Source organism: Pseudomonas huaxiensis (assembly GCF_003231275.1).
GTDB classification, from domain to species: domain Bacteria; phylum Pseudomonadota; class Gammaproteobacteria; order Pseudomonadales; family Pseudomonadaceae; genus Aquipseudomonas; species Aquipseudomonas huaxiensis.
This window is the reverse complement of record NZ_QKVL01000060.1, coordinates 18,071-28,835: the sequence shown is the minus strand read 5'-3', so window position 1 is coordinate 28,835 and position 10,765 is coordinate 18,071. Positions and strand designations below refer to the sequence as shown.

At 62.0% G+C, this 10,765-nt stretch carries 12 protein-coding genes; 4 read left to right on the top strand and 8 right to left on the bottom strand.

The features are described 5' to 3' along the window. Positions 1 to 67 precede the first annotated feature (67 nt). Positions 68 to 2,149, bottom strand: coding sequence for a TonB-dependent receptor family protein (locus tag DM374_RS30345; protein ID WP_110973230.1), 2,082 nt, complete (start codon positions 2,147 to 2,149; stop codon positions 68 to 70). 225 nt (positions 2,150 to 2,374) lie between these two features. Here DM374_RS30345 and DM374_RS30340 point away from each other — a divergent pair, with 225 nt between their 5' ends. Genes DM374_RS30340 through DM374_RS30330 form a run of 3 tightly spaced genes read left to right on the top strand, consistent with a single transcriptional unit; the run spans position 2,375 to position 3,382 of the window. Continuing rightward, positions 2,375 to 2,632 carry a helix-turn-helix domain-containing protein gene (locus DM374_RS30340; protein WP_095157246.1) on the top strand — a complete coding sequence of 86 codons (258 nt, stop codon included), beginning with the start codon at positions 2,375 to 2,377 and terminating at the stop codon, positions 2,630 to 2,632. Between the two features lie 14 nt (positions 2,633 to 2,646). Continuing rightward, positions 2,647 to 3,036: a head completion/stabilization protein gene (locus DM374_RS30335; protein WP_110973229.1), complete on the top strand. Its 390-nt coding sequence runs from the start codon at positions 2,647 to 2,649 to the stop codon at positions 3,034 to 3,036. Beyond that, the gene (locus tag DM374_RS30330) at positions 3,029 to 3,382 is read left to right on the top strand and encodes a putative holin (protein WP_110973228.1); all 354 of its coding nucleotides are present in this window, start codon (positions 3,029 to 3,031) and stop codon (positions 3,380 to 3,382) included. The genes DM374_RS30335 and DM374_RS30330 overlap by 8 nt, the downstream gene beginning before the upstream one ends. 9 nt (positions 3,383 to 3,391) lie before the next feature. On the opposite strand, the gene DM374_RS30325 is transcribed toward DM374_RS30330, so the two are convergent. After that, the gene (locus DM374_RS30325; RefSeq protein WP_110973227.1) at positions 3,392 to 3,802 is read right to left on the bottom strand and encodes a helix-turn-helix domain-containing protein; all 411 of its coding nucleotides are present in this window, start codon (positions 3,800 to 3,802) and stop codon (positions 3,392 to 3,394) included. A gap of 234 nt (positions 3,803 to 4,036) precedes the next feature. On the opposite strand from DM374_RS30325, the gene DM374_RS30320 reads away from it, so the two are divergent. Next, entirely contained in the window at positions 4,037 to 4,315 is a 279-nt protein-coding gene (locus tag DM374_RS30320; protein WP_110973231.1) for an ogr/Delta-like zinc finger family protein, read from the top strand. Positions 4,316 to 4,485: 170 nt separating this feature from the next. On the opposite strand, the gene nuoN is transcribed toward DM374_RS30320, so the two are convergent. Genes nuoN through nuoI form a run of 6 tightly spaced genes read right to left on the bottom strand, consistent with a single transcriptional unit; the run spans position 4,486 to position 10,756 of the window. Beyond that, the gene (gene nuoN / locus DM374_RS30315) at positions 4,486 to 5,955 is read right to left on the bottom strand and encodes an NADH-quinone oxidoreductase subunit NuoN (RefSeq protein ID WP_110973226.1); all 1,470 of its coding nucleotides are present in this window, start codon (positions 5,953 to 5,955) and stop codon (positions 4,486 to 4,488) included. A gap of 7 nt (positions 5,956 to 5,962) precedes the next feature. Further along, complete coding sequence (nuoM, locus tag DM374_RS30310; protein WP_095157252.1) at positions 5,963 to 7,495, bottom strand: NADH-quinone oxidoreductase subunit M; 1,533 nt, start codon at positions 7,493 to 7,495, stop codon at positions 5,963 to 5,965. A gap of 39 nt (positions 7,496 to 7,534) precedes the next feature. After that, complete coding sequence (gene nuoL, locus DM374_RS30305) at positions 7,535 to 9,388, bottom strand: NADH-quinone oxidoreductase subunit L (RefSeq protein WP_110973225.1); 1,854 nt, start codon at positions 9,386 to 9,388, stop codon at positions 7,535 to 7,537. Then, positions 9,385 to 9,693, bottom strand: a complete 309-nt coding sequence (gene nuoK, locus DM374_RS30300) for an NADH-quinone oxidoreductase subunit NuoK (RefSeq protein ID WP_042125487.1) — start codon at positions 9,691 to 9,693, stop codon at positions 9,385 to 9,387. The genes nuoL and nuoK overlap by 4 nt, the downstream gene beginning before the upstream one ends. Before the next feature lie 4 nt (positions 9,694 to 9,697). Further along, the gene (gene nuoJ, locus DM374_RS30295; protein WP_095157254.1) at positions 9,698 to 10,198 is read right to left on the bottom strand and encodes an NADH-quinone oxidoreductase subunit J; all 501 of its coding nucleotides are present in this window, start codon (positions 10,196 to 10,198) and stop codon (positions 9,698 to 9,700) included. Positions 10,199 to 10,207: 9 nt separating this feature from the next. Then, entirely contained in the window at positions 10,208 to 10,756 is a 549-nt protein-coding gene (gene nuoI / locus DM374_RS30290; RefSeq protein WP_095157255.1) for an NADH-quinone oxidoreductase subunit NuoI, read from the bottom strand. Between the last annotated feature and the right edge of the window lie 9 nt (positions 10,757 to 10,765).

Genomic DNA, 10,765 nt, shown 5'->3' with positions numbered 1-10,765 from the left:
TGCCACATAGAATGGATAAGCCCACAGCGCCGACACCCACAAGCCCAAAAAGAATCCCCGGGTTCCGTTAACGGAAGCTGTAGGAAACACCAGCGTAGACCCCGAAGCCTTCGCCCGGAACAGAGCGCGCCACATCGGCGCCTCTGTCGTTGTAGCCCGGAACAACGATAGCGGCGTAGCGCTTGTTGGTCAGGTTGCGCAGGTCCAGCCAGGTCTGCCAGTCCTGTTTCGGCGCGTTGTAGCCGAGGGTGGCACCGAGCAAGGCGTAGGCATTGGCGTTGTAGCTGTTGGCGTAGTCAACCTGGACCTTCGACGCCATCTGGGTATTCAGCCCGGCATAGAAGCCGCTCGGCAGGTCAAAGCGCAGCTCCGCCTGGTAATAGTGCATCGGCAGGCCGGGCAGGCGGTTGTCGCCGAAGACTTTGTCGTCGCGGTAGTGGAAGTCGCTGAAGGTGTAGGCCTGGCGCAGCGAGAGTTTGCCGACTGCGGCGCGTTCCCAGAGCAGGCTGTCGAGGGCGGCTTCGACGCCTTGGTGGGTGGTCGGGCTGGCGTTGAATTCGCCGACGATTGCCGCGGTGGTCTGGGTTGCCGCCTGGGTTTCCACGGCCAGCAACTCGTGGCGGACTTTGGCGTAGTACCACGCCAGATCCCAACGCCCCAGATCCGAATCGCCACGGGCACCCAACTCCAGGGTGGTCGCGGTCTGATTCTGCATTTCGATCGGCTGGGTCTGGGTCGGTGCGCTCCAGATCAGCGACCACGGGTGCGGCGGTTCTACCGAGCGGCTCAGGTTGCCGTACACCTGCAGCGCCGGGTTCAGGTCGTAGCGCAGGCCGAGACGCGGCGCGTAGTCCCAGTCATGCTGGCTGACCTTGCCGCCAGAAACCGGGTAGGTGACGTCGCTCTCGCGGCGGGTGTAGATCGCCGCCAGACCGCTGGTCAGCCACAGGTCGGGGATCAGTTCCAGTTCGTTGCCGATATGCAGGACGGTGTCCGAGCCCTGGTAGCTGAAATCGCGGGTTTTTGCCCCGAATACGCCATTCACCCGCGAGTATTGCGACGCGCCGCTATTGGGCAGGTGCTTGGTCGTGCGCCAGCCGATGGTGGTTTTGCTCTCGTGCCCGAACAGGGTGTGGCGGCGCTGATAATTCAGCGTGCCGCTGACATCGGTGTAGGCGACCTTCAGACGCATCGGGCCTTCACGCAGATCCATCGGATAGTCGTGATAGACAAGGCCTGCCTCCAGTTGCGAATCGTCATCGAGATAGAAGGTGGTCTTGTTGCCCAGCCAGGTGCTGCCCGGCTGCGGACGGTTGTCGTCGCGGGTCAGGTACGCCGGGTTGGCGGCACGCGGGTGGTGCTTGATCTGGTCCTGGGTTACACGTCCGGCCAGTTCGTTCTCGGTCTCCCGGTAGCGCAGGTAGAAACGCGTTTCCAGATTGGGGTTGAAGCGATAGCCGACATTCGCAGCGATACCTTTGCTGCTGCCGCTGCTGTGATTCTGGTAACCGTCGTACTCCGAGTCGGTGAGGGCGACGTAGTAATCGAGGTCGCCCAGCACCTGGCCGGAACTGATCTGACGTTTCATGTAACCGCGGCTGCCGGCTTCGTAGCGCAGTTGCAGCGGCGCAGCGTCATGGCCGGTGTGGGTCACGTAGTTGATCGCGCCGCCTAGGGCCAGAGCGCCGCGGTCGAAGCCGTTGGCCCCGCGCAACACTTCGGCGCGGCTCAGCCAGAGCGGTTCGAACAGCTCGTAGGGTGTGCCGCCTGGCCCGGTGAGTGGCAGGCCGTCGAACATCACATAGGTGCCGGAGCCGTGGGCGCCCGGCGCGCGGTTGATCCCCGAACCGCGGATCGACAGCTTGACACCATCGTTGCCGGCGGATTGGGCGAACACACCGGGCTGGTAGGCCAGCACATCCTGGTTGCTGGCGACTCGGCCTTGCTCGACTCGGCTCATGTCCACCAGATTGGTTCCGCCCGGTACTTCACGCAAACGTTCTTGCGCGGCGTGCAACTCATCCTGTTGTTTTTCCTGGATCACCACCTGGCCCAGTTCAACGGTATCGGCGGCCTGGGCGGCAGCGCCGCCGGCGAGGCTCAGGCCAAGCAGGTACAGGGAGGAATGCAGGGACAAGGGGGAAGGCATCTTACAGCTCCAACGAATTTGGTCTGGCAGGCAATGTGAGATCAGACGAACGAAAGCCCTGTGAAATCACCACAATCTTCCGCTTTCGAGGCAGGACTTTCCCTCGCTGATATGTAGTCGCGTTGGCTACAGGTTGTGCGACTGGTCCGACACGGCGTCACCTTCGTATCGTTCGGGCATCGTCAATCGGCCCGCGAGATCAGGGCCACGAGCACGGAGAGAGACATGCCATCCGACCCTGTAACCCCGGCCCTGGCGGCCGCCGATCCACCGTCGTTGACCAAGCGAGAAGGGGAAGTGCTGTTCTGGTGTTCCTACGGGAAAACCTCGTGGGAAATTTCCAAAATTCTTGAATGCAAGGAATCGACCGTGAACTTTCACGTCGGCAACGTGCTGCGCAAGCTATCCGTGCATTCGCGGGTGGCGGCAGTGATCAAGGCGCTGCGCTACGGCATCCTCAATCATCAGTCGGACCTTTCGTGAGCCAGGGAGTGGACATGCAATCCAATGATTCCTGTCTCGCGGCCCACGCGGACAATCATCTTTATCTGGTGGCCAGCGATCCATTCTGGCCGACCATCGATCTGCGCTTGATCCGCGAGCAGTTGCAACTGCCTGCGGACATCGGTCACGCCCGACTCGAAGTGGCGGCACGGGTGGCCGCGTCGAGCGTGGTGAAGGAGTTTCTGTCGTGGCGTCAGGCCCTGCGCGGGCGTGGCTACAAGACGCTGCTCGACTTGCCGGGTGATGGCAAGCGGCCCACCTTGGCGCAGCTTTATTGGCGCGCGGTGGCGGAAGCGACCCGATTCGAGCTGGGCAGGCACGTTACGGTCATCGAATGCCCGCGCCGCCGGCCCAAGGCAGCAAAAGGGGCGCGCCATGAGTGATCCGACCTCGGCCAATCTTTCCAGTCTTTTCGTTGGGCTCGGGCTGGCCTCGGCGCTGCCAACGGTGGACGGCGACATAGTGTTCGGCGCGCTGCTCGGCGCCTGGCTGGTCGCCAGCACCCGCGGCCTGCTGAAGGCCTGGCAGCGCATGGGGTCGCTGTTCCTGTCGGCGGGGGTTGGCTATCTCTTCACCCCGCTGATGCGTTCGATCGCCCCGTTTCTGTCTGGTGGTGAGGCGGCGTTCATTGGCGCGGTGGTGGTGATCCCGATCGTCATCAAGGTGATGATCTGGATCGACGGCGCGGACCTCCGCGAAATTATCCAGCGCTTGCGGGGTGGGAGTTGAACGCGGCGGCTAGGTGTTGCGTTGCGGTACCAGGCCGGCGATTTTTTCCATCTGCCGTTCCAGCTCGCGCAGGCGCTGCTTCTCCTGGATTGCCAGGGTGATGGCGTGCAGGTCGCTCGGGTCGAGCAGGCGTAACTGGGTGATCAACTGTGTCTCCCATTCCGGGTCGAGCGAGGCGTTTATCGCGTGCTGAGCGGCAGTGCGAAATTTCGGACCTTCGCCGACCAGCAGCCAGTCGAGGCAAATGCCGTGTTTTTCAGCAAGCTCTACGCATATTGCGTATGGGATGCTGTCCCGGCCTTTCCAACTGCTGACGGTTTGAGGACTTACGCCAAGTGCGGATGACAGGCCTGAGTCGGTGGTTGACTGGGTCACAAGCTTCATTCTGGCAAGAACCGCAGCAAACCCGTTAATACTCATAACGAGTAATCCCGTGGGGTGCTGATATAATGTCCGGCAAAAAAATATGCAAATCGCATTCTCTCTCTTTGCAACATCGAGCACTACTCGTTTGGGGAAATTAAATGTCAGAAGTTTCCATCATGAGAATAGGAAATTTCTCTGCTTGGGCGTTTTGAGCTTACAGGAGATTGGAATAGGAATGAATTACCGTCAGAACAGCGGAGTGTGCTGCCTCACATCAAGGGGGCTGCTGTGAGTACTTACAAGCTCGTATGCCCGCATTGCAAAAGCCGCATGCGTATCCGCACCAGTGAGGGCCGGCACATTTTCCTGCGGGTAGCCTACTTACAGTGCACCACGGAAGCCTGCGGCTGGTCGGTACGGGCCGAATTCGAAATGACGCACGAGTTGTCCCCCAGCGGCATGCCCAACCCGGAGGTGCATCTGCCGCGTGCCGATAGTGAGTTGCGACGCGCTGCTTTGCCTGCACCCATGCCGGAAGGGACGGGCCAGGAGGGCATGAGCCTATGATGCAGGTTGATTGACGGGGAAGGGATCTTCGTCGAAGGGGCTCGCGGTCCCTGTCAGCCGGTGTCTGGCTGAAGCAGGATCTGGCGTGAAGTTGCCAGGGAAGGAGGCAATTGCAATGCTCTGGAAAAAAAACACCCCGCCGAAGCGGGGTGTTTGTCTTTCCGAGGCTATCAGCCGACCAGTTGCAGGCCGGCGTGCTGCACCAGGTCCAGCAGCGGCTGCGGGTAGACGCCGAGGACGAAGGCCAGGATCGCGATGGCCAGCAGCATGACGCCGCCAGTGCGCTGTTCCCAGTTCAGCGGTGCATCGTGACGACGCAGGTTCGGCTCGATCAGGAACAGAGTGACCATGACGCGCAGGTAATAGAACACGCCGATGGCACTACCGATTACCAGGGCACCCACCAGCCACCACAGTTGCGACTCGACGCCGGTAGCGATGATGTAGAACTTGCCGATGAAGCCGGCGGTCAGCGGGATACCGGCCAGCGACAGCATCATCACGGTCAGTACGGCGGTCAGGTACGGACGGCGCCAGAAAAGGCCGCGGTACTCGTACAGGGCGTCCGCGTCACGGCCGTTGTACGGCGAGGACATCAGGGTGATCACGCCGAAGGCGCCGAGGCTGGTGATCACGTAGGTGACCAGGTAGACGCCGATGGCTTCCACTGCCAGGCCCTTGCTGGCCACCAGGGCGATCAGCAGATAACCGAAGTGGGCGATCGACGAGTAACCGAGCAGGCGCTTGAGGTTGCTCTGGGTCAGGGCCAGCAGGTTACCGACCAGGATCGAGGCGACCGCGATCACCGACAGTACGGTGGTCAGCACGCCGCTGCTGGCAGCAGGGGAGAGCATGAACAGACGCACCACGACAGCGAACACAGCAACCTTCGACGCGGTGGCCAGGAAGGCCGCGACCGGTGCCGGAGCACCTTCGTAGACGTCCGGGGTCCACAGGTGGAACGGAACCAGCGACAACTTGAATGCCAGGCCGACCAGCATCATGCCCAGACCCAGTTGCGCCAGCAGGCTCGGCATGTTGGTGGCGGCCAGCGCCTTGCCAATGCCGTCGAAGCTCAGGCTGCCGGCATCGCTGTACAGCAGCGCCATGCCGAACAGCAGGAACGCGGAACCTGCGGCCGAGAGCACCATGTACTTGATGCCGGCTTCGAGCGAACGCTTGTTGAAGAAGGCATAGGCGACCAGCCCGTAGACCGGCACCGACAGCAGTTCCAGGCCGATGAACAGCCCCGCCAGGTGTTGCGCGCTGACCAGAACCAGACCGCCGAGCGCTGCCATGAGGATCAGCAGGTAAAGCTCTTCGCGGTTGCCCGGATAGCCTTTGCCGCCTTCGCCAAGATAGGCATGGGCGAGGGTCACACAGGCCAGGGTGGCGACCAGGATCAGCGCCATGTACAGGCAAGCGAACTTGTCGATGGTCAGCAGCGGGGTGACCGCCAGAGGAACGATCTTCAAGACCGGCAGGATCGACAGCAGGGCCAGGTTCAGGCCCACGGTCGACAGCAGGAAGGTTTGCGAGTGATTGCGGCGCCAGGCGATTGCCAGCATCACCACGACAACGGTGATGGTGGTAATCAGCAGCGGCGCAAGCGCGATAAAGTGTTGAATCGTCAGGTCCATAGCGCTCTTACCGGGCCGAAGCGAGTTGAGTGAAAGCGGTACCGAGCCACTGCTGCACACCGCTCATGGTGGCGGCAGAAGTGTCGAGGAACGGTTGCGGGTACACGCCCAGCAGGATCAGCAGGCCAGCCAGGCCCAGCACCATGATCAGTTCGCGGTTGTCCATGCCGGCCAGGACCTCGTCGGATTTCGACGGGCCGAAGTAGGCGCGGTGGATCATGATCAGCGAGTAGACCGAGCCGAACACCAGGCCGGAGGTGGCGATGACGGTGACCCACGGGGCACTGACGAAGCTGCCGATCAGGATCAGGAATTCGCCGACGAAGTTACCGGTACCCGGCAGACCCAGCGACGCCGCCGCAAAGAACAGGCTGATGGCCGGCAGGTAGGCGATGCGGTGCCACAGGCCACCCATCTGACGCATGTCACGGGTGTGCAGGCGCTCGTACAGTTGACCGCTGAGGATAAACAGCGCAGCAGCCGAAACACCGTGAGCCAGCATCTGGATCACCGCGCCTTGCAGGGCCTGCTGGCTGCCGGAGTAGATACCGATCAGCACGAAGCCCATGTGCGAAACGCTGGAGAAGGCGATCAGACGCTTGATGTCGGTCTGGGCGAACGCCAGGAACGCACCGTAGAAGATCCCGATCAGACCCAGGGTCATGGCGATCGGCGCGAACTCGGCCGAGGCGTTCGGGAACAGCGGCAGGGCGAAACGCAGCAGGCCGTAGGCCGCGGTCTTCAGCAGGATACCGGCCAGGTCCACGGAACCGGCGGTTGGTGCCTGGGCGTGAGCGTCAGGCAGCCAGGAGTGGAACGGTACCACCGGCAGCTTGACCGCGAAGGCGATGAAGAAGCCGAGCATCAGCAGGTATTCGGTGCCGGCCGGCAGGTCGGCTTTCAGCAACTGGGTGTAATCGAAGGTGATCACCCCGGTGTTGTTGAAGTTGACCAGTACCAGACCGAGGATCGCCACCAGCATGATCAGGCCGCTGGCCTGGGTGAAGATGAAGAACTTGGTTGCTGCGTAGATCCGGGTCTTCTTGCCGTCGGAGGAGCTGTGACCCCAGAGCGCGATGAGGAAATACATCGGCACCAGCATCATTTCCCAGAAGAAGAAGAACAGGAACAGGTCCAGGGCCAGGAACACCCCGACCACGCCGCCGAGGATCCACATCAGGTTGAGGTGGAAGAAGCCGACGTGGCGCTGGATCTCTTTCCACGAGCAGAGTACCGAGAGCACACCGAGCAGGCCGGTGAGCAGGATCATCAGCAGCGACAGGCCGTCGAGGGCCAGGTGCAGGCTGATGCCGAAGCGCTCGATCCACAGCACTTTGAATTCAACGGCCCACTGCGGCGCGGCGCCGGGAGCGGGGGCGAGGGTGTAGTCCCCGTTGGCCCACAGCCAGAGGCCGATACCAAGCAGGAGGGACATGGTCAGCAGCGCGATCCAGCGCGGCAGGGTGGCGCCGAAGCGCTCACCCAGCCAGCACAGCAGGCCGCCGATAAAGGGGATCAGGATCAGCCAAGGCAAAATCATGACGGGCTCAATTCCTTTCGCAAAGTCGCAAGGTTCATATCAGACCGCAGCCATCAAAACGGCGCCGAGTACAAGGACGGCACCCACGGCGATCGAAGCGGTGTACCAGCGCAGCTGACCGGTTTCGGTTTTGCTCATGGCGGCGTGACCGCCCCGAGTCAAACGCGGAATCAGGCCAATGCCGCGGTCAACCGGATCCTTGCGCAGGATGTGGCTGATCAACAGGTAAGGTTTGACGAACAGCTTGTCGTAGATCCAGTCGAAGCCCCAGGCGGCGAACCACCAGGCCGAGAGGACGCGGCCGATGCCGCTGTTGGCGATGGCTGTGACCAGGCGACGCTTGCCCAGGAACAGCACCGCAGCCAGCAGGATACCGGCGATGGCGATGGCGCCCGAGGCAATTTCCAGGCTGTGCTTGGCTTCGCCGCCGGCATGGCCAGCGCTTTCCGGCAGAACGCCGGCCAGCGGTGGATGGATCCAGGCACCGACGAAGGTCGACAGGACGATCAGTACGCTCAACGGCAGCCAGTGCGAAATGCCGTGGCCGGCATGGGCTTCGGTCTTGGCTTCGCCGTGGAAGGCGATGAAGATCAGGCGGAAGGTGTACAGCGAGGTCATGAACGCACCCACCAGGCCGGCGTACAGCAGGCCGGTGTTACCGCTGGCGAAGGCTTCCCAGAGGATCTCGTCCTTGGAGTAGAAACCAACGGTGATCAGCGGCAAGGCGGCCAGCGCAGCGCCACCGACCACGAAGCTGGTGTAGGCCAGAGGCAGTTTCTTCCACAGGCCGCCCATCTTGAAGATGTTCTGCTCGTGGTGGCAGGCAACGATCACCGCACCGGACGCGAGGAACAGCAGGGCCTTGAAGAAGGCGTGGGTCATCAGGTGGAAGATCGCCGCGTCCCAGGCACCGACGCCCAGGGCCAGGAACATGTAGCCGATCTGGCTCATGGTGGAGTAGGCGAGGATACGTTTGATGTCGGTCTGGACCAGCGCGGCGAAGCCGGCCAGGACCAGGGTCACACCGCCGACCACGCCGACCAGGTGCAGGACATCCGGCGCCAGGGCGAACAGGCCGTGGGTACGGGCGATCAGGTAGACGCCTGCGGTCACCATGGTCGCGGCGTGGATCAGTGCCGAAACCGGGGTAGGACCGGCCATCGCGTCCGCCAGCCAGGTCTGCAGCGGCAGTTGCGCGGATTTACCGACGGCACCACCGAGCAGCATCAGGGTCGCCAGGACCATCCAGGTGTCGCCCGCCTGGAACTTCTGCGGAGCGAGCACCAGCAGTTCCTGCACGTTCAGGGTGCCGAGTTGCTGGAACAGGATGAACAGGCCGATGGCCATGAACACGTCGCCGATACGGGTGACGATGAATGCCTTGAGCGCTGCGTTACCGTTGTTGCGGTTGCTGTAGTAGAAACCGATCAACAGGTACGAGCACAGGCCCACACCTTCCCAACCGAAGTAGATGAACAGCAGGTTGTCGCCCAGGATCAGGAACAACATGCTGGCAATGAACAGGTTGGTGTAGGAGAAGAAGCGCGAGTAACCGGCTTCACCGCGCATGTACCAGGACGCGAACAGGTGGATCAGGAAGCCGACGCCGACCACCACGCCCAGCATGGTGACCGACAGGCCATCCAGGTGCAGGGTGAAGGTAGGTGCGAAGCCGTCAACCGACATCCACTGCCACAACAGTTGGCTGTACACGCCGCCTTCCGGTGGCGCGACGTTGAATTGCCAGATCACCCAGGCTGCGACGATCGCCGACAGACCGACCGAACCGACACCGATCAGCGCCGACAGGTTCTCCGAGAAACGACCGCGGGAGAACGACAGCAGCAGGAAGCCGATCAGGGGGAATACGAAAGTCAGAAAGAGAAGATTCATCCGCGCATCTCACTGGCTGCATCGATATCGAGAGTGTGGAAGCGGCGATACAGCTGCAGCAGGATCGCCAGGCCGATACTGGCCTCGGCGGCTGCCAGGCTGATCACCAGGATGAACATGATCTGTCCATCCGGCTGCGCCCAGCGGGCGCCAGCGACGATGAAGGCCAGTGCCGAGGCGTTCATCATGATTTCCAGACTCATCAGCACGAAGAGAATGTTGCGGCGGACCATCAGGCCGACCAGACCGAGGCAGAACAGAATGCCGGCGACGGCCAGGCCGTGTTCGAGTGGGATAGCAGGCATGTGATTACTCCTTCGCCTCGTTGCGGCCGAGATGGAAAGCCGTTACCGCCGCGGCGAGCAGCAGCATGGAGGCCAGTTCCACTACCAGCAGGTAAGGACCAAACAGGCTGATGCCGACCGCCTTGGCGTCGACGGTGGTATGACCAATGGCAGCACCGCTCTGGTGGCTGAACAGCACATACAGCAGTTCGAGCAACAGCAGCGTGCCGAGCACCACGGGACCGGTCCAGATGCCGGGCTTGAGCCAGCCGCGCTCCTGGGCGACCGAAGCCGGCCCCAGGTTGAGCATCATCACCACGAAGACGAACAGCACCATGATGGCGCCAGCGTAGGCGATCACTTCCAGCGCGCCGGCGAACGGAGCGCCGAGGGCGAAGAAGGTCATCGCCACGGAGATCAGCGAAATGATCAGGTAGAGCAGGGCGTGCACGGGGTTGGTGTTGGTGATCACCCGAAGGGTGGACACCACAGCGACACCGGATGCGAAATAGAAAGCGAATTCCATCTTTCTTCCTTAAGGGAGCAAGCTCTTCACGTTGATCGGCTCGGCTTCGTTCTGCGCGGAGCCTTTCGGCTTGCCGGCAACCGCCATACCTGCAACACGGTAGAAGTTGTAATCAGGGTTCTTGCCTGGTCCGGCGATCAGCAGATCTTCCTTCTCGTACACCAGGTCCTGACGTTTGAACTCGGCCATTTCGAAATCCGGCGTGAGCTGGATCGCGGTGGTCGGGCAGGCTTCCTCGCAGAGGCCGCAGAAAATGCAGCGCGAGAAGTTGATGCGGAAGAACTCCGGATACCAGCGTCCGTCTTCCGTTTCGGCTTTCTGCAGCGAGATGCAACCGACCGGGCAGGCCACGGCACACAGGTTGCACGCTACGCAGCGCTCTTCGCCATCGGGGTCGCGGGTCAGCACGATACGGCCACGGTAGCGTGGCGGCAGGTAGACCGCTTCTTCCGGGTATTGCAGGGTGTCGCGTTTGCGGAACCCGTGGGAGAACACCATTACCAGGCTGCGCAGCTGGGTGCCGGTGCCCTTAACGATGTCGCCAATATATTTGAACATGGGTCAAAT